Source organism: Blastococcus sp. URHD0036 (genome assembly GCF_000701365.1).
Lineage (GTDB): Bacteria > Actinomycetota > Actinomycetes > Mycobacteriales > Geodermatophilaceae > Trujillonella.
Genome location: NZ_JNIK01000013.1, coordinates 202,844 through 224,781, shown reverse-complemented (window position 1 = coordinate 224,781; position 21,938 = coordinate 202,844). Strand labels below are relative to the sequence as shown.

The window sequence follows — 21,938 nt, the reverse complement described above, 5'->3', positions numbered from 1 at the left end:
GCCACACTGCGGCGGCAGGCCGGACCCCAGCCGAACAGGAGCAGTCGTGCGCCTCGACGATCTCGTCCTGGTGAGCGTCGACGACCACATCGTCGAGCCGCCGTCCATGACCGACTACATCCGCGACCACGTCCCGGCGAGGTTCAAGGAGCGGGCGCCGCGGGTGATCCGCCGTCCCGACGGCACCGACGCCTGGCTGATCGAGGGCCAGGAGATCCGCACCTTCGGCCTCAACGCCGTGGCCGGCCGGCCCAAGGAGGACTGGGGCCGCGACCCGGACACCTTCGAGGAGGTCCGGCCGGGCGCGTACGACGTGCACGAGCGGGTGCGCGACATGAACGCCAACGGCATCCTCGCCAGCCTGAACTTCTCCTCCTGGCCGGGCCTGGGCGGGCAGTTCTTCGTCACGAACGACGACAAGGAGTTCTCCGCCGCGATCCTGCGCGCCTACAACGACTGGCACATCGACGAGTGGTGCGGCTCGCACCCCGGCCGGTTCATCCCGCTGGCGCTGTCCGGGTTCGCCGTGGGGCCGGAGTTCATGGCCGAGGAGATCCGCCGGGTGGCCGACAAGGGCTGCCACGCCGTCTCGTTCCACCCCGAACCACACCGGTTCAACGGCATGCCCGACATCCACGGCGACGAGTGGGACGAGGCCTACCGGGCGTGCGAGGAGTCCGACACCGCGATGGTGTTCCACTTCGGCGCCGCACCGAACTTCATGCCGCGCTCGCCGTTCGACGTCATGATCCACACGATGCCGTTCGCCACCGGCATCTTCGCCAGCGAGCTGCTGTGGTCGCCGATCCTGCGCAAGTTCCCGACCCTGCGGTTCTCCCTCGCCGAGGCCGGGATCGGCTGGGTGCCCTACTGGCTGGAGCGGGCCGACATCACCTACCAGAAGCACCACCAGTGGACCGGGCAGGACTTCGGCGACAAGCTGCCCAGCCAGGTGTTCCGGGAGCGGGTGCTGACGTGCTTCATCGAGGACACCGTCGGCCTGGAGATGCGGCACCACATCGGTGTCGAGAACATCGCGTGGGAGTGCGACTACCCGCACTCGGACGCCACCTGGCCGCAGTCGCCGGAGATCCTCATGAAGTCCCTCGAGGAGGTCGCGATCCCGGACGACGAGATCAATGCGATGACCTGGGAGAACGCCTGCCGGTTCTACCGGTTCGACCCCTTCGCGCACGTGCCGCGGGAGCAGGCGACGGTCGGTGCGCTGCGGGCGCTGGCCACCGACGTCGACGTGACCCCCAAGGCGCTGCACGGCGACCACCCGGAGATCCTCAAGCAGATGCAGGCGATGCAGCGGGCGCGCGCGTCCGCCGACGGCCGGGGCTGAGCCGCTGGGCCGGCCGGGGCACCCCCCGGCCGGCTCAGAACCCGAAGAGCAGCCCGAGGCCGCCCACGGTGAACAGCACCATGACCACGACCAACGGCAGCTGGTCCGACGCCGGCGCCCGCGGGGCCACCCGGAGTGCCTGCTCGTGGGCGAGCGTGACGCCGAGGACGTGCCCGGTGACGACCGCGCCCACCTGGACGTAGGCGATGAGGTCGGCCGAGACCGCACGCAGGTCGACGACGTTGCCGTAGGTGCCGAACAGGTCCACGCCCGCTGTGCCGAAGGGGTTGCTGGCGAGGATCCACGTCGTCTGACCGTCGAGGGCGAACAGGCTGAAGTAGTGCGCGACGGTGTAGCCGAGCGCGATGGGCAGCACGGTGGCGGCGAACAGCCGCGGCTGCGGGCCCAGCGGCAGCCGGCTGAGCCGGCCGGACAGCCGGGTCCCGGCCAGGTACAGCAGCGAGACGAGCGCCACCATGACGGCCAGGCCGAGGGCCCCGGAGATGACGTCGTCGGCCGCTCCCGGTCCGTTCTGCCACCACACCGTCCGGGTCAGCCCGTCGAACGCGGTGGAGCCGAGCAGGACCATGACGACCGCGGCCAGCCCGGCCCGGGCCGGCGTCGTCATGGCGTTGGTCAGCGGCGAGCGCAGGACGACCCGGCGGTCGTCGCGCCGGCCGACCAGCGACAGCCGGGCGAGCAGCGTCGAGTACACCTCGAAGCCATCACCGGCGGCGAACCACTCCTCGCCGAACCACAACGAGGCGCCGACCTGGACGAGCGCGTAGCCGATCAGCCAGCCCGCGACGACGTCCGGGTCCGACCGCCCGGCCGGCACCAGCTCCAGCCACACGAACGCCAGCAGGGAGACCGCGCCCGGCCAGAGCCCGAGGCGGGGGAGCAGACGGCCGGGAGCCCGCGGGGGGCCGACCAGGGGGCGCAGCAGCCGCGCGACCAGGCGCAGCGGGTTGACGACCCGCCACACCGGCCCGAGGAGCAGGCTCGCCGGCACCAGTCCCACCCAGAAGGTGACGTAGAGGACCCAGGGCGCGAGGTTGCGTGTGGTGTCCTCCGGTCCGGCCAGCGCCACGGCGAGCACCAGGACGGCGACGGCGAGCACGACCCCCTGCAGGGTCCGGCGCAGTCCGGCCGAGTCCGCCGCCCGCTGCATCCATGTGGGCAGCGGGCGGCCGGAGCGCTCGTCGCCGAGCTTCGGCGTGCGCCAGAAGAGCAGCAGCACGACGAAGCTGACGAGGATCGCCGCGCCCGCCCCGTACAGCGCCAGCCCGAGCGGCAGCGGCAGGTCGGTGCGCGACCCGACCCCGTGCGCGACCACCTCCACGGCGGTGCCGTCCACGCGGTCAGCCGACCTGCAGGCTCAGCAGCACCGTCCCGGCCTCGTGCAGCTCGCCCTCGAAGACGCCGGGGATGTCGGCGGGAAAGGTCAGCGTGGCCGGCTCGCCGGGGACCAGCTCCGCCTCGAGGTCGTAGCCGTGCAGGTGGAACGCGTCGGCGGTGTCGCTGGTGACCGTGAGCATGACCTGCTCGCCCAGGTCGACGGGGACCCGGCCCGTGTCGCCGGACGCCTGCCCGCCGGTGACGTCGACCGTGAGCTGCCGGCCGGAGGCGCTGCGCGGGGCGGCGTCCGTGGGCTGCGCCGTCGTCCCGGCCGACGACCCGGCCGGGCTGCTCGCCTCGTCGTCGGGGTCGGTGCCGGCGCAGCCGGCCAGGAGCAGGGCGGCGGTGAGGACGACGGCGGCCCGTGCCCGCGCCGTCACGGGGCGCCCACGCCGGTGGGCACCGGGCTGTCGACGGGGGCGTCGGGGAAGCGCTCCCCGGCGCTGCCCCGGCGGGAGTAGCGGCCCACGCCCCACGAGATGCCGGCGATGAGGGCGAGCGTGCAGCCCAGCACCACGAGGTTCGCCAGCGCCCACAGCCCGCCGCCGGACTCCTTGAGCTCCCGCTGCAGGACGTCGATCTCCGGGATCGCGCTCCGGGTCACGCCGTCCTCCGCGGCGATCTCGTCCGCCGGGATGGCCTCGTCGGCGGGCAGGTAGATCGGCACCGCGTACAGCTGCCGGCCGTCGTGCACGCGCAGCAGGGTCTTCCAGTCGTCGTGCAGCGGGACCGGCTCGGTCGTGCGGTACTCGCCGGGCCCGATCCGCTCCAGGTCGTCGACCACGAGTCCCTGGCCCTGCCAGGCGGTGATCTGCACCCACGCCGGGTCGTCCACGGCGTCGGCCGGGCTCAGCTGCACGGTGATGTCGGCCGTCCGCGGGTCCGAGGTGACGTCGCTGATCGTGAAGGTCGCCTCCACGTCGTCGGGGACGGTCGCGATCAGGCCGTTGGTGACGCCGGCGGCGATGGCCACCAGGGAGGCGACCAGCACGGTGCGGGCCACGGCGGGGCGGGGGAGCCGCCGGCGCAGGCCGAGCGCCAGCAGCGCACCGAGCAGGCCCCCCGCGACCCCGGCGAGCACCGCCATGAGCGTGCCCTCGACGAGGACGTCGCGGTTCCACGACAGCGTCTGGGTGAGGTGCGTCCAGCCCCACTCGGTCGCGGTGCCCACGGTGCCGATCAGCACGCCGGCGACGGCGCCGAACACCAGCGGCCGGCGCACCAGCGGCAGTGACAGGGCCAGCAGCTCGACGACGATCGCCGACCCGAGGTACAGCGGGAACTGGGGGGTGATCTCGCCGAGGACCGGACCGACGACGAGCGCGATGAGCCCGCGGACGACGAGGAAGAACGCCGTCGCCATCAGTGCGCCGCCGCGACCCATCCAGAGCCGCGCGGCGACCAGGGCGAGCCCGGCCGCGCCGGCGATCATGAACGGCTCGAGCACCAGCCGGAACTGCGGGACGTCGAAGTCGTACTCGCCCTGGAAGACCGACAGCCCCAGGAGGAGGCCACCCATCGCCGAGCCCTGCCGCAGGAACCGGCCGACGTTTCCGACCTTGCGGTCGCCGTCGTCGGTGGAGGCGCCGCCGTGGCCCTCCATCTCCAGGATCAGCAGGCCGACGATCGACAGCCCGGCGCCGGTGATGAGCATCAGGTGGGTGGGGCCCCAGAGCGTGACGTCCTGGCCGAACAGCCGGTGCCAGACGTCGTCGAGCGGGAAGCCCAGCAGCGCGTAGAAGCCGGCGCCGCCGAGGATGATGCCGCCGACCGGGACGTCCCAGCCGCGGATGAAGTGCACGGACGCGGGCCCCGGCTCCTCGTCCAGGGGCATGGAGCAGGCGAGCACGCCCGCGGCGAAGACGCCGAACAGGCCGAAGAGGATCAGGTAGTGCGCCGGGTTGGCCAGCGGCCCCTCGTCGCGGCCCACCCCGATGTGCAGCGAGATGTCCCAGAGCATGCCCAGGAGGGCGACCAGCAGGGACAGCGTCGTCAGGACGGTGGGCAGCGCCACCCAGCCCGGGACGCCGGTGGCCCGGCCGAGGCGGCCGCCCACCCGGCTGAGGACGGTCGTGCGGCGGGTGCGGTGCAGGTACACCGACCCGACGAGCACGGCGGTGAGCGCGAAGCCGATGCCGGTGGCCAGGGCGACCTCCCCGAGGGCGGCACCCCCGGCGGGCCGGCTGTCAGCGGCGAGAACGGCGGACATCGTCGTCGACACGTTGGTATGGAACACCCGTCATGTGACATCGGCAAGTGCTACATAAGGAGCTGGCGCTACCGTGGAGCCGATCGAGGAGGTGGGAGCGCTGTCCGTCAGTGCGCCGGGCGAGCCCGAGGACGAACTGGACCGTGAGCTCACGGTCGACGCGCTGGCGGCCCGGGTCGGGATGACCGTGCGCAACGTCCGCGCCTACGCCGCCCGGGGGCTGCTGCCGCCGCCGCGGCTGGTCGGCCGCACCGGCTACTACGGCCGTCAGCACGTGGCCCGGCTGGTACTGGTCCGCGAGATGCTCGCCGAGGGCTACCCGCTGACGATGATCGAGCGCACGCTGGCGCACGCCCCCGAGGCGGCCAGCTCGGCCACCCTGGCGCTGCACCGGGCCCTGCTGGCGCCGTGGCTGCCGCCCGAGGCGGAGACGACCACCGCCGAGGCCCTCGCCGCCCGGGCCGGCATGTCCCCGGACGCCGAACTGGTCGACCAGCTCGTCACGATGGGCCTGGTGGAGCGGCTCGACGACGGAGCGCTGCGCGTGCTCGACCCCTCGCTGCTCACGGCGGGGCTGCAGGTCGTCGAGCTCGGCGTGCCACCGGCGGCCCTGATCGCCGCACAGACCCGTGTCGTGGAGCACGTGCGGGCGATCGCCGACGTCTACGTCTCGATGTTCCTCGAGAGCGGGTGGCGCTCGCTGCTGGAGCGGGCGGGGGAGGGCACGCCCGGGCAGCAGCTGGCCGGCGTCCGCGACATGGTGGACCGGTTGCAGCCGGCCGCCGCTCAGGCGCTGCTGGCCAGCTTCCGGACCGAGATGGCCACCCGGGTGCAGGGCGCGCTGACCCAGGTGCTCGAGGGGCTCGAGGGCCTCGACGCGAGCTGACCGGGCGGGGCTACTCGGGGTCGACGCGCTCGTGCGAGCCGTCGAGCCGGGCGTTCTCCCGGGCGGTGAGCCGGCGGTCGCGCACGACGGCGCCCACCACGACCGCGACCAGGAGGGCGGCCGGCACGAAGAACCCGGCCGTCGCGATGAGGCTCAGCCCGTCGGTCGCGAGGACGGCGTCGGGGGTCACGTCCACACCTTCATGTGACACCGGACGATGTCACGTGTCAAACGGGAGGGATCAGCGCCCGAGGGCGGTCGCCGGGCAGCCACGGGTCTCGGCGATCTCCGACAGCATGTCGTGCAGGGCGCGCGGGTCGGCGGTCACGCCGCGGTCGAGCTCGTAGCAGGACACGATGTCGCCGGCCCGGGCGTCCCGGACCCGCAGCGCCACCTGCTCCACGGTCTCCGCGACGCTGACGTGCGTCCCGTCCACGAGGAACACCACGGTGTCCGGCGTCGACTCGACCCGCTGGATGGCGGTGGGGTCGATGCGGCACGACTCCCCGCTGCGACACGTGAGACCGATCATGACGGTCCTCCTGCTGTTGCGGGGCTTCGGACCCCGGCGGCGCCCTTCCGTGGGCAGGGAAGGGATCGACGTCTGCGCGCACAGCCTTGAGCCGAGACCGCCGGTTCCCGCTCGTCGGGGTGACGATCACATGGCTACGGTGCCGATGTGCGCCGGTACCGGACCGCTCTCCGCACCCTCGGGTGACGACCGTCGCCTCGCCTCGCCCCGGCTGGCCTGGATGGCAAACGGCGCCGCTGACCACGGCGGCCCTCGACGGCACGCTCGACGCGGTGGTCGCCGTCGACGTCCGGGCGTTCTGGACCCCGCCGGCGCAGGAGTGGGACGTCGTCGCCCGCGTGCCGGCGCCCGCCGGGCGGGTGGTGGTCGGGTTCTCGGTGATGCGTCCCGGTGCCGACGATGACGTCGCCGCCGAGGTCGGACGCGCGGCCGGCGCCCGGGGGCTGCGGGTCACGGCGGTGCACCGGGGCGCGACGGCGCCCATCCCGTCGGCGGCCGTCGAGCTGCGCCGGGCCCTCACCCCGACGGGGTAGGCGCCGGCAGGGCGGGTCAAGCGGCCCCCGGGCACGACCGATCACCCGGTCAGGTGACGCACTCCGCGCCACCGCCGTACGTCCCCAGGACGGGAGGAACAGGTCGTGGCCGAGCAGTCCGTGCTGGTCGTCGAGGACACCGACGAGATCCGCGAGCTCGTCGTCACCGTGCTCACCCGCGCGGGGATGGACGTGCGCGCCGTGGGCACGGGTGCCGAGGCGCTCGAGGAGGTCCGACGGTCGGCTCCCGACGTCGTCGTCCTGGACCTCGGGCTGCCCGACGCCGACGGCACCGAGGTGTGCCGCCAGATCCGCGCCGAGTCCGAGTGCTACGTGCTCATGCTGACCGCGCGCGCCGAGGAGGTCGACCTGCTCATCGGGCTGGCCGTCGGCGCCGACGGGTACATGGCCAAGCCGTTCTCCCCGCGCGAGCTGGTCGCCCGGGTGCAGGTGATGCTGCGCCGCCCGCGCGTCCCCGCCGCCCCCGAGCCCGCCACGACCGTCGAGGAGCACGTCCGCCGGCTCGCCGAGCTCGAGGTGGACGAGGACAGCCGCGAGGTCCGCGTCGACGGCACCGTCGTCGACCTGACCCGCACCGAGTTCGACCTGCTCGCCGCCCTGGCGTCCCGGCCCGGCCGGGTCCTGCAGCGCGAGACGCTGCTGCGCGAGGTGTGGCAGACCGACTGGGAGGGCAGCGTCCGCCTCGTCGAGGCGCACATGTCCAACCTGCGCCGCAAGCTGCAGGCCGCCGGGCTCAGCTCCCCGGAGATCAAGACCGTCCGCGGCGTCGGGTACCGGCTCGTCGCTGCCTAGACCAGCGCACGCGCGAGGGGCCCGGACCTGATCAGGTCCGGGCCCCTCCGCGTTCGGCGGCTACGTCAGCAGGTGACGACGTTGCTCATGGTCCCGGGCGCCGTCCAGCCGTAGCTGGTCAGCGTGACCATGGACAGCACCGGGCGGTAGTTGACCACCGAGGCGTCGTAGGTGCCGGTGAACTTCGTGGCGTTGGTCGCGGCGTTCCCCATCGCGTAGGCCGTGCCGTTGGAGAGGAAGGCGGTCATCTGGTAGCCCGTGATGCCGGGTGTCTGGCTGGCCTTCCAGGTGGCAGTCGCATACAGCGTCGTGTCCGCGATCGTCTGGGTCACCGTGTACTGGCCCGCCGCCGGGCTGCCGTCTGTGCGGACGGTGGTGTTGCTCTCGACGTTGCTGGTGCTGACGGCGCTGGTGGTGGTGGTGCTGCTGTTCAGCAGCACGTCCGAGTACATCGTGTAGACGCGCCTGATCACCGTCGTCGTCGTGACGCACGAGGTGTCGACCTTGACGTTGGACGGCCCGGTGACGACCGCGGTGGTGATCGAGGGCCTGGTGACCGGCGCCGCGGTGTCGGAGAACAGCGCGTTCGCGGGCAGCGAGGCCCCGACGACGACGGCGACGGTGAGGACGAGCAGGAGCACGCAACGGCGGGTGCGGGTCATGGCTCGGTCTCCTCTCTGGTGCGGGGTGGTCCCGGCGGGGGTTGCTGGAACATCTCTGACTGTGCGGGGTGGACCTCGCGGTTCCCTCGCGCCTTCCGCAAGAGATCCGCAAGACCCGGGGCGGGTCAGGCCCGGTCGGCCTCGGCGTCGTCCTCGTCGTCCTCGTCCCGGACCGGCTGCCAGATGCTCAGCAGCATCCAGCCGGCCAGCAGGGCGGGGGCGCCGTAGACGAGGGCCTTGTTGACGACCGGGTCGCGCAGCGCGGTGATGGCGTTGCCGATCTCCGGGACGACGGCCCGCATCTGCCAGGCGGTGTCGCCGGTGAGGACGGCGGTCCAGGGGTCGGGTGCGTCGTTGGCGTCGCCCTGGGTGCGGACGGAGACGGTGCCGTCGGCGGTGTGGTCGACCTCGATGACGCGGTGGGTGACGACGCGGTGGTCGTCGATCGGGATGTGGTAGGTGATCACCATGCCGACCTCGACGTCGGAGACGTCCAGCGGCGTGGAGACGACGACGTCGCCGGGCTCGATGTTCGGGGCCATGCTGCCGGTGAGCATCGTCATGGTGCGGTAGTCCAGGACGTGCGGGCCGAGGGCCAGGCCGACGAAGGCCAGGACCGCCGCGGCGACGAGGGCGCGGAGGCTCCAGCGGCCGGCGAAGCGGGCGCACGCGCGGAGCAGGCCGGTGCGAGCGGCCTCCGCGGCCGGGGGCAGCGGGGCGGCTGCCCCCGGGGCGCGGGCGGGGAGGACGGCGGTCATGGCGGGGGGTCTCCGGTCTCGTCGGCGATCGAGGTCAGCGGGCGCTGGCGGCGCGCTGGGTACCGGTGAAGACGAGGCTGAGCGTCGAGGACTTGCCCTGGAGGTTGTCGCCGGCCGTGGTGGGCAGCGAGATCGTGAAGGTCAGGTAGTCGGTGCCCGAGCCGGGGACGGCCGCGTCGACCGGGTTCAGGCTCTTGAGGCCCGCGAGGGTCCGGTTGGAGACGGCTGCGGTGGTGCCGAAGTCGGTGACCGTGCCGCCGCAGGTGTAGGTCGGCGCGGTGGCCGTGCCGCCCTGGGTCCACGGCACCGTGCAGGACTTGACGTTCAGCTGCAGGCCGTTGGCGTCGGTGTTCAGGACGCTGGAGACGGTGGCCGTGGTGCCCAGGGTGACCGAGGACAGGGCCGACGTGCCGCTGTTGACCAGCGTGACCGCGCGGGTCATCGAGTCGCCGGGCACGAAGTTGCCGGTGGTGGCCGGGATCGCGGCGCCGGGGGTGCTGAGGTCGATGTTCACCGTGCCGGAGGCGACCGCGGTCGAGATCGGCGTCGTGGAGTCGGTGAACGTGCCGAAGGTGCCGAGGCCGGCGACGGCGGCAGCGGCGCCGAGGACGCCGAGCGAGCCGATGACCTTGCGGCTGGTGGCCTTGCGGGTGCGAGCGGACATGTCGTTCTCCTGCGGGGCGGGCCGGGGCGGGGTGTCCCGGCTGACAGGAACGACTCTGCGAGCCCAACCGCAGGGGTCCCGCCACTGATCCGCAAGATCACCTCAAGAAGACGGACCCCGTACCCACCTGTGCGGAATGGCGGTTCTGCACGGTGCGGAATGGCGGTTCTGCACGGTGACGACCTCAGGCGGTCGCGAGGTCGAGCAGCCGGTCCACCAGCTCGTGCGCGAGGACCCCCCGGCGGGCGTCGGCCGCGATCGCGCGGCACAGCTCCGCCACCTCGGGGTGCCCCAGCTGGGCGCTGGTCCCGGCGAGGGTGCCCGAGGCCGACGCGAGGGCGGTCGCGTCCCCGGAGCGGGCACCGGCGTCGATCGCCTCCAGGCGACCCGGCAGTGCGCCGGCGTAGAGCTCCTGCAGGCGGCCGGCCAGGTCGTCGTCCACCCCGTCGTCCGTCATGTCGTCCGTCAGGTCCTCGTCGGCCACGCCGGCCGGCCCGGAGACCCGGCCGAGCAGGAACCGCAGCAGCACACCGGGGTCGACTGGTGCCGGGAGGACGGCGAGCGCCCCCGCGGCGCTGCCGGCGGACCGCACCTCGGCGGTGAGTTCCCCGGCGGTGCCCAGGAGGTGGGCCCGGCACCCGGTGAGCCGCAACCGGCGCAGCAGCGCCGGGCCGTCGCCGTCGGGCAGGTCCAGGTCGGCCACCACGAGGTCCAGCTCGGTGGAGCGGGCGACGGCGAGGGCCGCGCGGAGTCCGTCGGCCTCCCGGACCCGCCAGCCGGCGGCCGCGAGGAGAGCGGCGGTCTGCAGGCGGTCGGCGCCGTCGGCCCCGACGACCAGGGCGGTCAGCACCGGCCCGACTCCGTCGTGTCGCCGGAACCGGCCGTGTCCTGCGCGCAGGCGGAGGCCGGCTGGTCGGGGCGGGCGGAGACGGCACCGGCCCAGGCGGGCAGTGCGCTGGTGAGCACCAGGGCGACGAGCAGGCCGGCGAGGGGCAGTGCCCGCGACCGCGGCTGGTCCGTGTGGGCGGTCATCGGGCTCCTCCGGCGGTGGTGGTGTCGTCGTCTTCCCGGCCCGGCCGCCAGATGGAGACCAGCATGCAGACGCCGAGGGCGACCGGCAGCAGCTGCACGAACAGGGTGCTCAGGGTGTCGTTGCGGAGCGCGGTGATGACGTTGCCGATCTCCGGGACGACGGCCTGCACCTGGTAGGCGGTGTCGCCGGTGAGGACGGCGGTCCAGGGGTCGGGTGCGTCGTTGGCGTCGCCCTGGGTCCGGACGGACACGGTGCCGTCGGCGGTGCGGTCGACCTCGATGACGCGGTGGGTGACGACGCGGTGGTCGTCGATCGGGATGTGGTAGGTGATGACCATGCCGACCTCGACGTCGGAGACGCTCAGCGGCGTGGAGACGACGACGTCGCCGGGCTCGATGCTCGGGGCCATGCTGCCGGTGAGCATCGTCATGGTGCGGTAGTCCAGGACGTGCGGCCCGACGGCCAGTCCGAGGAACGAGAGCACTGCGGTGCACACCAGCATGCGGAGGCTCCAGCGGCCGGTGAACCGGAGGATCGCGCGCACCGGGCGGCGCCGGCGGCGGGCCGGGCGGCCTGTGGCCGGCCCGCCCGCGGAGGGCGCCTGTGCCGTCCGCGGGGCGGGGAGTACTGCGGTCATGGTCTTCTCCGTCGATCTCGTCGATCTCGTCGTTCCGGCCGGGACTGCCGGCCGTTCACCTGGGTGCGGGCGCCCGCTGGGCGGGCGCCGGGTCAGCGGGCGGAGCCGGCGCGCTGCGTACCGGTGAAGACGAGGCTGAACGTGGAGGTCTTGCCCTGGAAGCCGTTGTCGGCGGCCGTCGGCAGGCTGATCGAGAAGACCAGGTTGTCCACGCCGCCGGGGTTCAGGCTGTTGAGGCCGGCCAGGGTGCGGTTGGAGACGACGGCGGTGCTGCCGAGGTCGGTGACCGTGCCGCCGGTGCAGGTGTAGGTCGGGGCAGTGGCGGTACCGCCCTGGGTCCACGGCACCGTGCAGGACTTGACGTTGAGCTGCAGGCCGTTGGTCGTGTCGGTGTTGAGGACGCTGGAGACGGTCGCCGTGGTGCCGAGGGTGACCGAGGACAGCGCCGAGGTGCCCGAGTTGCTCAGGGTGACCGCGCGGGTCATGGAGTCGCCGGGCACGAAGTTCGCCGTGGTGGCGGGGATGGCCGCGCCGGTCGAGGCGAGGTTGATCTTCACGGTGCCGGAGGCGACGTCGGTGGAGATCGGCGTGGTCGAGTCGGTGAACGTGCCGAAGGTGCCGAGGCCGGCGACGGCGGCAGCGGCGCCGAGGACGCCGAGCGAGCCGATGACCTTGCGGGTGGTGGCCTTGCGGGTGCGAGCGGACATGTCGTTCTCCTGCGGGGCGGGCCGGGGCGGGGTGTCCCGGCTGACAGGAACGACTCTGGGATCTCAACCGCAGCCCACCCGCCCGCTCACCGCAAGGCTTCCGCAAGATGACGGCCCCGTGCTCTGAGGCGCCCGGGGACTCAGGGCACAGGGACGACGGGGTACCTCTCCGGATGCTCGTGCTCTGCCCACCATCGTGGGCAGAGCACGAGCGCGCCCGAGCCTGGCGGAGAGGTCAGCGGGGGAGCGTGAGGGTGAACGTGGTGCCGTGGCCCTCGGTGCTGGTCACGTCCAGGGTCCCGCCGTGCGCGGTGGTGATGGCCTTCGTGATCGACAGCCCGAGACCGACGCCCTTCACGGCGTTGCGCTTGGCGGTCGAGGCCCGGAAGAAGCGGGTGAAGAGCTGGTCGAGCTCGGCGGCCGGGATCCCGTACCCCGTGTCGGTGACCGAGATCCGGGCGACCGGTGCGCTGCCGGGGCGCTCGTCGTCGGTCGTCGTCCCGTCGGGCGCCTGCCAGCCGGCCCGCAGGGCGAGCGTGACGCAGCCGCCGGCGGGGGTGAACTTCACGGCGTTGGAGACGAGGTTGTCGCAAGCCTGACCGAGCCGGACGGGGTCCCCGGGGACGACGAGGCCGCCTTCGGGCAGCTCGAGGTCCAGCCGGACGCCGCCCGCGGTGGCCGCGACGCGAGCGGTCTCCTCGGCGCCCCGGAGGACGGCGGCCAGGTCGACGTCCTCGGGCTGGAGGGTGAACCGGCCGGCCTCCACCTGCGCGGTGAACAGCAGGTCGCCGACCAGGCGGAGCAGGCGCTGGGCGTTGCGCTCGACCGTGCCGAGGTGGGAGCGCTGCTCGTCGGTCAGCGGCTGGTCGGGGTCGTCGAGCACCAGCTCGAGGTAGCCGAGGATCGAGCTCAGCGGGGTGCGCAGCTCGTGGCTGATGAGGCTGACGAACTGGTCCTTGAGCCGCTCGCTCGCCCGCACCTCCGTCATGTCGGTGGCGACGAAGTTCCAGCCGGCGTGCTCGCCGGAGTCGTCGGACCGGGGGGTGACCGCGACCGAGACGGTGCGCTCCTCGCCGCGAGCGGTGACGTAGGTCCAGTCGCGGACGTCCCGGCCCTCCGCCTGTGCCACGCGGACCAGCGCGGCGAGCCCGCCGCCGTCGGCGGCCAGCTCGTCGGCCAGGTGGAAGTCGGTGACGAGGCGGCGGCGGACGACGTCGGCGCGCGGCAGGCCGAGCAGCTTCTCGGCTCCCGGGTTCCACACGCGGACGACACCGTCGAGGTCGGTGCCGATGATCGACTGCTCGGTGACCGCGTCGATGACGCTGGTCATGGTCTGGGCGCGGGCGGCGAGCATCCGGCCGGCCGTCTCCAGCTCACCGTCGCGGCGTTCCATGTCCGCGCGCAGGGCGTCGCGCTCGGCGGCGAGGCGGGCCACCTCGGCCCGCAGCAGGTCGATCTCGGCGGTCGTCGTGGCCGGGGTCTGCTCGACGGCGGTCATGCCGGCACCCCGCCGGCCAGCTCGCGCACGCGGGCGACGAGGCCCGCGACGGTGAACGGCTTGGCCAGGTAGCTGTCGGCGCCGGAGGCGAGGCCCCGGGCGACGTCCTCGGGGGAGGCGCCGGCCGACAGGAGGAGCACCCGCACGCCGGCGGTCGACGGATCGGCGCGGAGCGCGGAGCAGACCTCCAGACCGGTGGCACCAGGCATGGAGACGTCGAGGACCGCGAGGTCGGGGAGGGTGTTCCGGGCGCCGTCGAGGGCCGCCGGACCGTCGGCCGCCTCGGTGACGACCCGGCATCCGGCCCGGCGGACCGCCAGGCACACCAGGGCGCGGATGTCGTCCTCGTCGTCGGCGACGAGCACGCGCGGTGCGTGCGGCTCCACGGTGGTGCTCCCGTCGGTCGGCTGTCCTCTCCGTCGAGGTCGGCGTCCGTGGTGCCCCTCTGCAGCCGGGCCCGGGCGGCGTCACCCCAACAGGTGACCCCCGCACGACACAGCGCGCCCCGCCGGAGGACCGGCGGGGCGCGCTGTGCGGACGGGCAGCTCTACTGGCTCTGCACGGTCTCCTTGGACTGCTGGGCCTGACCCTGCACGTCCTGGGCGGCCGACTGGCCCTCGTGCTTGACCGTCTGGGCGGCGTCGGTCGCGGTGGCCCGGACCTCCTCGACGGCGTGCTGGGCGACCGGCTTGAGCTCCTCGCCCATCTCCTGGGCGGCCTGCTTGGCCGGGGCCAGCAGGGTGTCCTTGTTCTCCCGGAGGGCGGTCTCGGCCTGCTGGGCCAGCTGCTGCTCCTTCTGCGTGGCGGGCAGCAGGCTGGAGACCAGCCAGCCGACGCCGAAGGCGATCAACCCGGCGGCCATGGGGTTGCCCTGCGTCTGGCGCACGATCTGGTCCGGCGCCTGCTGCACGGCGTGGGCCGCCGAGGACGCCGCACCCTGGACCGAGTCCGCGGCGCTGGAAGCTGCGCCGTGCACCGAGCCCGCGGCGTTCTGGGCGTGGTACTGGGCGGTCGAGGTGGTGTCGTGTGCGGAACCCATCACCTTCTCCTTGGCTCGCGTGATGCGGCCCTTGGCCGCGGTAACCCGCCGGTCCATGACGCGCGCGGGGTTGACCTTCTCGTTGAGGGCGTCGACGTCGTAGCTCAGCTCGCGCCGCGTCTCGTCGATCTGCCGGCGGATGACGTCCGGGTCGTTGCTGGTGGGAGTGGTCATCTCTGGTGTCTCCAGGTGGGTGGGGGCCGGTGGCCGCGGGTCAGTGGGGCTTCAGGGCGCCGGGCACCTGCGAGAGGGTGTCCACGGTGCGCTCGGGCTTCGGGTTGACCTGCTGGAACTTCTTCTTGCCCAGCACGAAGGCGACGGCGCCGACGATCCCCCAGAGGATCGCGACGATCAGCGCGGCCAGACCGGCGTCCATCAGGTTCTCCAGCGCCCACCACAGGGCGATGGACAGGAACAGCGCCACCATGTAGCCGGCGAAGCCCGCGGCTCCGAAGAGCCCGGCGCCGGCGCCGGCCTTCTTCGCCTCGACCTTGACCTCGACCTTGGCGAGCTCGAGCTCCTGGCGCATCAGGGTGGAGAGGTCCTTGGCGACCTCGCCCATGAGCTGGCCGACCGAGGTGCCCTCGACCGCGGGGCGGCCCTCGGCGGTGGTCGGCGTGCCGATGTCCCCGGAGACCGGCGGACCGGAGTGTGCGCCGTAGGGGTCCGGCGCCACGTAGTTCGCCTGGGGTTCGCCGTAACCCGGGGCGTTACCGACGGGCGTGGCGCCCGAGTAGGGAGTGCTCATCGGTCAGGCCACCCCGCCGGGACGACGGGTCGGGTCATCCCAGCCCGCCGGAGCGGTCGGCGGGACGACGCTGCCGGCGGGCGGCACGGTGCCGTACGGCGGCGGCGGGACCGGGGCGCCGGTCGTCCCGTAGGTCTCGGTGGCGTAGGTCTCGGTGCCGTAGCCGGTGGTGGCCTCGGAGTAGGTGCCGGTCGTCTCGTAGCCGCCGTAGGCCGGCGCCGGGTCGACGTAGTTCGTCGGGGTGCGGTAGGTGCCGCTGGTGCCGGTCGAGCTGGTGCCCGAGTCGGAGTGGGCGGCCTTGACGCCACTGGTCAGCCGGCCGGCGACGACGCCGGCGAGGGCTGCACCGAGCAGGAAGGTGCCGGGGTTGCGGCGGGCGAAGGAGCGGATGTCCTCGAGGAGGGCCGCGGGCTCGCGGTTCTGCAGGAGGTGCGCGAACTCCTCGACCTTGCCAGCGCCCTGCCTGACCAGGTCCGCGGCCGGGCCGGGGGCCGGGGCGTTGCCCTCGGCCATCCCGCGCAGCGCGTCGGCCAGGCCGGCGAGGCCCTGCCCGGCCTTCTGCTGCTGGGTGACGACCTGCTGGCGCAGCTGGTCACGACCCTGGGCCAGGACGTCCTGGGCCTGGGCCTTGGTCTCCTGCACGACCTGGCTCGCCTGGTCGGCGGCGGTCGAGGCGACCTGGCTCGCGCCCTGCGCGGCGGTCTGGCCGACGGCGCGGGCCTCGTCCTTCGCGACGTCGGCCTTCGACGTGTCGCTGGTCGAGGGGCTGGTGGCGCCCGCCGTGGTGGCGGGGGGCGGCGGGAACGGGGTGTCGATGGAGTGGGTCATCGGTCCTCCTCAGGCGTCTGACGTGGTCGGGGCATGTGCGCTCGGTGTGGGGCCCCTGCTCGGGGCGCGACCGGGCCGCGTCCGTGCGGGCCCAGGACACGGCTCCACCGGCCGCCGGAGCGACCTCGGGAACGTTGTGGGAGGGGAAGGCCGGCGACCCCGCGGTGGGCGCCGGCCGAGTCGTCCCACCGTGTCTGAGTGGGCCACCGGCCTGCAGTTCTGGGGTACCCGGACGATCACGGCCGAAACGACGGCGTCGATCCACCTGATCCGTCGCGGAGTAAGGTGAGGCTTCCCTATCCGCCTCAGGTCTGGAGCGCCCTCATGGCCGAACCCACCGCGCGCCGCCGGCGCATCGCCCGCCAGGCCACCGTGATCCGCAGCAGCCGGGTGACCCCGCACGTGGTGCGCATCGTGCTCGGCGGCCCCGGGCTCGCCGGGTTCTCGCCCGTGCACTCCGACTCCTACGTCAAGCTCGTGCTGCCGCCCCGGGGGGCGCCCTACGCGGCTCCCTTCGACCCCGACGCCGTCCAGGCCGAGCACCCCCGCGAGTTCTGGCCGAGCACCCGCACCTACACGGTGCGGCGGTGGGACGAGGCCGCCGGCGAACTGACCCTCGACGTCGTCACGCACGGGGACGAGGGGCTGGCCGGGCCCTGGGCGTCGGCCGCGCAGCCGGGGGACACCGTCATGCTCTTCGGTCCCGGCGGCGCGTACACGCCCGGCACCGACGCCGACTGGCACCTCCTGGTCGGCGACGAGACGACGCTGCCGGCGATCGCCGCCTCGATCGAGCGGCTGCCGGCCGGCGCGCGGGCGCTGGCCTTCGTCGAGGTCGCCGACGCCACGGAGCAGCAGGACCTCGTGCTGCCCGAGGGGGTCACCCTGACGTGGGTGCACCGCGGCGACCACGCCCCCGGCACGGCCCTGGTCGCGGCGGTCCTCAGCGCCGCGCTCCCGGAGGGCACGGTGCAGGCGTTCGTGCACGGCGAGGCCGGCGCGGTCCGTGACCTGCGGCGTTGGCTGCGCGGCACCCTCGCCGTCCCGCGGGAGCTGCTGTCGGTGTCGGGCTACTGGCGGATCGGCCGCACGGAGGACCGCTGGCAGGCCGAGAAGCCGGAGTGGAACGCGGCCGTCGAGGCCGACGAGCAGACCCTCGCCGTCTAGCTACCCGCGCCAGGGGAAGTCGGGGGAGCGGCGCTCGCCGAACGCGGCGACGCCCTCGGCCAGCTCGCCGGCCGCGATGGTCTCGCGGTACCACCGCGCGGCCTCGGGTCGGCCGTCGCCGCCGGCGAGCACCGCGGCCACGACCTCCTTGGTCGACCGCTGGGTCAGCGCCGAGCGCGACGCCAGGACGCCGGCGAAGCGCCGCACCTCGTCCTCGAGCTCCTCCGGTGGCAGCAGCCGGTCGACCAGGCCGGCGCGCAGCGCGGTCGGCGCGTCCACCAGCTCGCCGCTGAACAGCAGGTAGCGGGTGAGTCCCGGTCCGACCAGGTCGACCAGCGTCTTCGTCGACTCCGGGGTGTAGACGATGCCGACCTTCGCCGGGGTGACGCCGAAGACCCCGGTGTCGTCGCTGAAGCGCAGGTCGCAGCAGGTCGCGAGCTCGACCCCGCCGCCGATGCAGTGGCCGCGGACCATCGCGACGGTCGGCTTGGGGAACTCGCGCAGGGCCGCCTGCGCGGCGAGGTTGTCCCGGCGCAGTGCGGCCATGGGGTCCGTGGCGTCGGGGCCGCCGAGGAGGTCGGCGATGTCGGCGCCGGCGCAGAAGCTGCTCCCGGCGCCGGTCACCACGAGCACGCGGACTCCCGCGTCGGCGGCGGGCCCGGCGAGCACCTCCGGCAGGTCCCGCCACATCCCGGCGGTGAGCGCGTTGCGCTTGGCCGGCCGGTCGATGGTGAGGACGGCGACGCCGGGGCCCAGGCCGTCGGGGGTCAGCGTGAGGTGCTCTGCCATGCCGACATCCTCACGGCAGGCCGACCGCCCGCTCGCAGGGGCCCGCCCACCGTCACCGTGCAGCGCTGCTGTGGCGCCGCACCGTGACAGCAGCGCTGCCGGGTGAGGGCGAGCGGCGAGCGGGAGCTAGCCGAGGTCGTCGGTGGCGAAGGTGTCGCACTGCTGGAGGTCGCCGGTCCGGTACCCGGTGCTGAACCACTGCCGCCGCTGCTCCGAGGAACCGTGCGTGAAGGTGTCCTGGTCGACGGTGCCGCCGCCGAGCTCGCGCTGGATGAAGTCGTCGCCGATGCGGCCCGCGGCGTCCAGTGCCCGGTCGATGTCGTCGTCGTTGATCTCGCTGATCAGCGGCTCGCCCGACTCGTCCGGCACCGTCTCGGCGTGGTCGGCCCAGGTGCCGGCGAAGCAGTCGGCCTGCAGCTCCAGGCGGACCGTCCCGCTCTCCGGCCCGGTCTCGCCCGGGGTGACCTGCTGGTTGATGCCCAGCAGGTTCTGCACGTGGTGGCCGTACTCGTGGGCCAGCACGTACGCGTTGACGAACAGGCCGCCCTCGGCGCCGAACTGCTCCTGCAGCGTCTCGAAGAAGGTGAGGTCGATGTACACCAGCTGGTCGGCCGGGCAGTAGAAGGGGCCCGAGCCGCTGGTCGCCCCGCCGCAGCTCGTCTGCACCGAGCCGGAGAAGAACACGGTGTCGGTGGGCACGTACCGGTCGCCGAGCACGCCGGCCCAGTAGTCCTGGATCGACTCGATGTCGGCGACGACGGCGCAGTCGACGGACTCGTTGGCGTCCTCGCCGGTCTGGCACTGCTGGTCGAGCTGGGTGTTGTCGGCGGTCTGCCCCTGGCCGAGCGACCCGAGCTGCCCGCCGAGGGCGCTCGCGGCGTCACCGCCACCCCCTCCGCCGCCGAGCACCTGGAACAGCACCAGCACCAGGACGCCGACCAGGCCGAGGCCGCCACCGCCCACGGCCAGGCCGCGCCCCCCGCCGCCGCCGCCGCGGCGGTCCTGCACGCCGGAGGTGTCCAGCCGTCCCGACTCGCGGTACCTCATGGCTGGTGGTCCTCCCGGTCGACGAGGCGCCGCCGGAGGCGGCGCCGACGGAGGCACTGCCCCGGCCGGGAGCCGGTCATGCGCGCTCGGGCGCCTCGCCTCCGTGCGCGGGCTCCCGCGCCGGCTGGTCCTTGAGGAACAGGTACCAGTACGACGTCCCCACGAAGACCACCGCGCCGATCAGGTTGCCCACCCCGGCGAACAGCCAGTTCAGCACCGTGTTGCCCCACGTCACGCCGTCGACGTCGGCGAAGATCGCGGCCGGCAGGAAGAACATGTTGGCGACGACGTGGTCGAACCCCATCGCGACGAAGGCCATGATCGGGAAGAAGATCGCCAGGATCTTGCCGGAGATGCTGGTGGTCGCCAGCGACATCCAGACCGCCAGGCAGACCAGCCAGTTGCAGCCGATGCCGCGCAGGAACACCTGCCAGTGCGACTCGTTCTCGGCCTTGGCCTGGGCGATGCCGGCCAGCCGCTCGAAGGTCAGCCCGGCGCTGCCGCTCGCGCCGGCGTGCCCGATCACCCCGCTCTGGATCGCGAGGAAGAACGCGACGAGCAGCGCACCGATCAGGTTGCCGATCAGCACGAGCGTGAGGTTCTTGGCGACGTCGCGCAGCGACAGCCGGCCCTGCATGGCCCCCAGCGGGACCAGCAGCATGTTGCCCGTGGCCAGGTCGGAGCCGGCGACGAGCACCAGCACGAGCCCCAGGGTGAACGCGGCGCCCATGAAGAGCGTGGGCAGCGTGCCCCACGTCGCGGGGTCCAGCCCGGAGGAGACGGTGATCGCGACCAGCGCGCCGAAGGAGATGTAGGCGCCGGCGAGGAAGGAGCTCACCAGCACGCGGTCCCACGACCGGTGCACCTTCTTCGCCCCGGTCTCCGCGGCGACCTGGGCGATCTCGGCGGGCTGCTTGTCGGTCATGCGGACCTCCGGAGCGGCGGGTGGCTGCCGGTCCATGCTGCGGCCGCACGCCCGCTCCCGCCCGCCGAGCAGAGCCGTTCAGCGCCGGCGGCGGCGGGTGCCGAACAGCCCGCGGGTGATCTCCCGGCCCAGGGCCGACCCCACGGAGCGGGCGAAGGAGCCCAGCGCCCCGTCGAGCAGGTCGCCGCCCTTCTCCTCCCGGCGCCGCCGCGGCGGCGGCTCCTGCTGCTCCATCTCCGGCCACGGGCTGGGCAGGGTCTCCGGCGCGGGCGCGGGCGCGGGCGCGGGCGTCGGGGCCGGCGCGGCCGGCGGGGACAGCCGGGCGGCGAGCATCTCGCGCGCGGACTGCCGGTCGACCGCGGTGCCGTACCGGGCCTGCAGCGGTGAGGCGGCCACGGCCGCGGCCAGGTCGGCCGCCTCGACCGTGCCCATGTGCGAGCGCGGGGCCCGCAGCATCGTCCAGGCCACGGGGGTCGGGGCGCCGCGCTCGGAGAGCACCGTGACCGCGGCCTCGCCCGTGCCCAGCGAGGTCAGCAGGGTCGCGATGTCGTAGTCCTCGCTGCGGGGGAACGTCTTCACGGTCTTCGCCAGCGCGTCGGCGTCCTCCGGCGTGAAGGTGCGCAGCGCGTGCTGCACGCGGTTGCCCAGCTGGGCGAGCACCGGCCGCGGCACGTCGGTGGGGTTCTGGGTCACGAAGAAGACCCCGACGCCCTTGGACCGGATCAGCCGCACGGTCTGGGTGACGGCCTCGAGGAAGGCCTTGCTGGCGCCGGTGAACAGCAGGTGCGCCTCGTCGAGGAAGAAGACCAGCTTCGGCCGGTCGACGTCGCCCACCTCGGGCAGGTCCTCGAAGAGCTCGGCGAGCAGCCACATCAGGAACGTCGAGAACAGCGCCGGCCGGTCCTGGATGGCCGGCAGCTCGACGGCGCTGACGACGCCGCGGCCGTCGGCGGCGGTGCGGATCAGGTCGGCCGGGTCGAAGGCGGGCTCGCCGAAGAAGACGTCGCCGCCGAGGTCGGCCAGCCCGATGAGCTCGCGCAGGATCACCCCGGCGGTCGCCTTCGACAGCCCGCCCAGCCCCTCGAGGTCGGCCTTCCCCTCCTTGCTCGTCAGCCAGGTGAGGACGGCGCGCAGGTCGGCCAGGTCGAGCAGCGGCAGACCGGCGGCGTCGGCGTGGTGGAAGACCAGCCCCAGCGAGCTCTCCTGGGTGGCGTTGAGGTCCAGCACCCGCGACAGCAGCACCGGGCCGAAGTCGGTGACGGTCGCGCGCACCGGCACGCCGGTGCCCAGCCCGCCGAGCGCGAGGTACTCGACCGGGAACCCGGTCGGCGTCCAGGGGTCGCCGGTGGCGGTGGCGCGCTCCCGGACCCGGTCGCTCTCGGCCCCGGGGCGGGCCAGGCCGGCCAGGTCGCCCTTCAGGTCGGCCAGCACCACCGGGACCCCGGCCGCCGACAGCTGCTCGGCCATCAGCTGGAGGGTCTTGGTCTTGCCCGTGCCGGTCGCGCCGGCGATGAGGCCGTGCCGGTTGAGCATCGCCAGGGGGACGCGGACCTGCGCACCGGGATGCGGCCGGCCGTCGAGGACGACCGCGCCCAGTTCGACCGCCGGTCCCGTCGCGGCGTACCCGGCGGCGATCCGGTCGGCGGGGTCCTGCTCGGGCTCGCTCGGCTCGACCACCGGGCGACGGTAACGTCAGTTCCGGGGTCGAGGACGTCTC

General features: G+C 73.8%; 26 protein-coding genes. 5 read left to right on the top strand and 21 right to left on the bottom strand.

The features are described 5' to 3' along the window. The first annotated feature begins 46 nt into the window (after window positions 1-46). Window positions 47-1,348: an amidohydrolase family protein gene (locus N555_RS0110790; protein WP_029431500.1), complete on the top strand. Its 1,302-nt coding sequence runs from the start codon at window positions 47-49 to the stop codon at window positions 1,346-1,348. Window positions 1,349-1,382: 34 nt separating this feature from the next. Here the strand turns inward: N555_RS0110790 and N555_RS0110785 are convergent, their stop codons facing one another. From N555_RS0110785 to N555_RS0110775, 3 genes are read right to left on the bottom strand one after another with little or no spacing between them, the layout of a single operon-like run. After that, the gene (locus tag N555_RS0110785) at window positions 1,383-2,705 is read right to left on the bottom strand and encodes a hypothetical protein (protein ID WP_231502694.1); all 1,323 of its coding nucleotides are present in this window, start codon (window positions 2,703-2,705) and stop codon (window positions 1,383-1,385) included. 4 nt (window positions 2,706-2,709) lie between these two features. Further along, entirely contained in the window at window positions 2,710-3,126 is a 417-nt protein-coding gene (locus N555_RS0110780; protein WP_029431498.1) for a cupredoxin domain-containing protein, read from the bottom strand. Further along, window positions 3,123-4,967 (bottom strand): hypothetical protein, encoded by a 1,845-nt coding sequence (locus N555_RS0110775; protein ID WP_231502693.1) that lies wholly within the window; start codon window positions 4,965-4,967, stop codon window positions 3,123-3,125. Before N555_RS0110775 ends, N555_RS0110780 begins: the two co-directional genes overlap by 4 nt. A 61-nt stretch (window positions 4,968-5,028) precedes the next feature. On the opposite strand from N555_RS0110775, the gene N555_RS0110770 reads away from it, so the two are divergent. Then, the gene (locus N555_RS0110770) at window positions 5,029-5,841 is read left to right on the top strand and encodes a MerR family transcriptional regulator (protein WP_051683944.1); all 813 of its coding nucleotides are present in this window, start codon (window positions 5,029-5,031) and stop codon (window positions 5,839-5,841) included. Window positions 5,842-5,851: 10 nt separating this feature from the next. Here the strand turns inward: N555_RS0110770 and N555_RS0110765 are convergent, their stop codons facing one another. After that, window positions 5,852-6,031, bottom strand: a complete 180-nt coding sequence (locus N555_RS0110765) for a hypothetical protein (protein ID WP_156036313.1) — start codon at window positions 6,029-6,031, stop codon at window positions 5,852-5,854. A gap of 51 nt (window positions 6,032-6,082) precedes the next feature. Then, window positions 6,083-6,373 (bottom strand): flagellar FlbD family protein, encoded by a 291-nt coding sequence (locus N555_RS0110760; protein ID WP_051683943.1) that lies wholly within the window; start codon window positions 6,371-6,373, stop codon window positions 6,083-6,085. Window positions 6,374-6,555: 182 nt separating this feature from the next. On the opposite strand from N555_RS0110760, the gene N555_RS0110755 reads away from it, so the two are divergent. Both N555_RS0110755 and N555_RS0110750 read left to right on the top strand, forming a co-directional pair. Continuing rightward, window positions 6,556-6,906 (top strand): hypothetical protein, encoded by a 351-nt coding sequence (locus N555_RS0110755; protein WP_029431493.1) that lies wholly within the window; start codon window positions 6,556-6,558, stop codon window positions 6,904-6,906. Between the two features lie 105 nt (window positions 6,907-7,011). After that, the gene (locus tag N555_RS0110750; protein ID WP_029431492.1) at window positions 7,012-7,719 is read left to right on the top strand and encodes a response regulator transcription factor; all 708 of its coding nucleotides are present in this window, start codon (window positions 7,012-7,014) and stop codon (window positions 7,717-7,719) included. A gap of 65 nt (window positions 7,720-7,784) precedes the next feature. Here the strand turns inward: N555_RS0110750 and N555_RS0110745 are convergent, their stop codons facing one another. The 12 genes from N555_RS0110745 to N555_RS0110690 all read right to left on the bottom strand — a co-directional run bounded on the left by N555_RS0110745 (window position 7,785) and on the right by N555_RS0110690 (window position 16,293). Beyond that, window positions 7,785-8,381 carry a hypothetical protein gene (locus N555_RS0110745; protein ID WP_029431491.1) on the bottom strand — a complete coding sequence of 199 codons (597 nt, stop codon included), beginning with the start codon at window positions 8,379-8,381 and terminating at the stop codon, window positions 7,785-7,787. A gap of 125 nt (window positions 8,382-8,506) precedes the next feature. Beyond that, the gene (locus tag N555_RS0110740) at window positions 8,507-9,139 is read right to left on the bottom strand and encodes a signal peptidase I (protein WP_081866130.1); all 633 of its coding nucleotides are present in this window, start codon (window positions 9,137-9,139) and stop codon (window positions 8,507-8,509) included. Window positions 9,140-9,173: 34 nt separating this feature from the next. Next, entirely contained in the window at window positions 9,174-9,803 is a 630-nt protein-coding gene (locus N555_RS0110735) for a TasA family protein (protein WP_029431489.1), read from the bottom strand. A 184-nt stretch (window positions 9,804-9,987) separates the two neighbouring features. Then, window positions 9,988-10,653 (bottom strand): response regulator, encoded by a 666-nt coding sequence (locus N555_RS0110730; protein WP_029431488.1) that lies wholly within the window; start codon window positions 10,651-10,653, stop codon window positions 9,988-9,990. After that, the gene (locus N555_RS28280; protein ID WP_029431487.1) at window positions 10,647-10,835 is read right to left on the bottom strand and encodes a hypothetical protein; all 189 of its coding nucleotides are present in this window, start codon (window positions 10,833-10,835) and stop codon (window positions 10,647-10,649) included. Before N555_RS28280 ends, N555_RS0110730 begins: the two co-directional genes overlap by 7 nt. Beyond that, entirely contained in the window at window positions 10,832-11,473 is a 642-nt protein-coding gene (locus tag N555_RS25855) for a signal peptidase I (RefSeq protein ID WP_197028966.1), read from the bottom strand. Before N555_RS25855 ends, N555_RS28280 begins: the two co-directional genes overlap by 4 nt. Window positions 11,474-11,565: 92 nt before the next feature. Next, window positions 11,566-12,180: a TasA family protein gene (locus N555_RS0110715; RefSeq protein ID WP_029431485.1), complete on the bottom strand. Its 615-nt coding sequence runs from the start codon at window positions 12,178-12,180 to the stop codon at window positions 11,566-11,568. A gap of 235 nt (window positions 12,181-12,415) precedes the next feature. Next, on the bottom strand, window positions 12,416-13,678 hold the full coding sequence (locus tag N555_RS0110710; RefSeq protein ID WP_051683942.1) for a sensor histidine kinase: 1,263 nt from the start codon (window positions 13,676-13,678) through the stop codon (window positions 12,416-12,418). After that, window positions 13,675-14,064: a response regulator transcription factor gene (locus N555_RS0110705; RefSeq protein ID WP_029431483.1), complete on the bottom strand. Its 390-nt coding sequence runs from the start codon at window positions 14,062-14,064 to the stop codon at window positions 13,675-13,677. The genes N555_RS0110710 and N555_RS0110705 overlap by 4 nt, the downstream gene beginning before the upstream one ends. A gap of 161 nt (window positions 14,065-14,225) precedes the next feature. Further along, entirely contained in the window at window positions 14,226-14,891 is a 666-nt protein-coding gene (locus tag N555_RS0110700; RefSeq protein WP_029431482.1) for a DUF3618 domain-containing protein, read from the bottom strand. 40 nt (window positions 14,892-14,931) lie between these two features. After that, window positions 14,932-15,465 (bottom strand): phage holin family protein, encoded by a 534-nt coding sequence (locus N555_RS0110695; RefSeq protein WP_029431481.1) that lies wholly within the window; start codon window positions 15,463-15,465, stop codon window positions 14,932-14,934. Between the two features lie 3 nt (window positions 15,466-15,468). Further along, a complete protein-coding gene (locus N555_RS0110690) occupies window positions 15,469-16,293 on the bottom strand; it encodes a hypothetical protein (protein ID WP_029431480.1) in 825 nt (274 codons plus the stop codon). Window positions 16,294-16,617: 324 nt separating this feature from the next. Here N555_RS0110690 and N555_RS0110685 point away from each other — a divergent pair, with 324 nt between their 5' ends. Continuing rightward, window positions 16,618-17,460 carry a siderophore-interacting protein gene (locus tag N555_RS0110685; RefSeq protein ID WP_029431479.1) on the top strand — a complete coding sequence of 281 codons (843 nt, stop codon included), beginning with the start codon at window positions 16,618-16,620 and terminating at the stop codon, window positions 17,458-17,460. Here the strand turns inward: N555_RS0110685 and N555_RS0110680 are convergent, their stop codons facing one another. From N555_RS0110680 to N555_RS0110665, 4 genes are all read right to left on the bottom strand, one after another. Continuing rightward, window positions 17,461-18,249 (bottom strand): enoyl-CoA hydratase/isomerase family protein, encoded by a 789-nt coding sequence (locus N555_RS0110680; protein ID WP_051683941.1) that lies wholly within the window; start codon window positions 18,247-18,249, stop codon window positions 17,461-17,463. A 126-nt stretch (window positions 18,250-18,375) separates the two neighbouring features. Next, window positions 18,376-19,296 carry a KPN_02809 family neutral zinc metallopeptidase gene (locus tag N555_RS0110675; RefSeq protein WP_029431477.1) on the bottom strand — a complete coding sequence of 307 codons (921 nt, stop codon included), beginning with the start codon at window positions 19,294-19,296 and terminating at the stop codon, window positions 18,376-18,378. Window positions 19,297-19,372: 76 nt separating this feature from the next. After that, entirely contained in the window at window positions 19,373-20,221 is an 849-nt protein-coding gene (locus N555_RS0110670; RefSeq protein WP_029431476.1) for a formate/nitrite transporter family protein, read from the bottom strand. A gap of 78 nt (window positions 20,222-20,299) precedes the next feature. Further along, window positions 20,300-21,898: a helicase HerA-like domain-containing protein gene (locus tag N555_RS0110665; RefSeq protein WP_029431475.1), complete on the bottom strand. Its 1,599-nt coding sequence runs from the start codon at window positions 21,896-21,898 to the stop codon at window positions 20,300-20,302. Window positions 21,899-21,938: the final 40 nt, after the last annotated feature.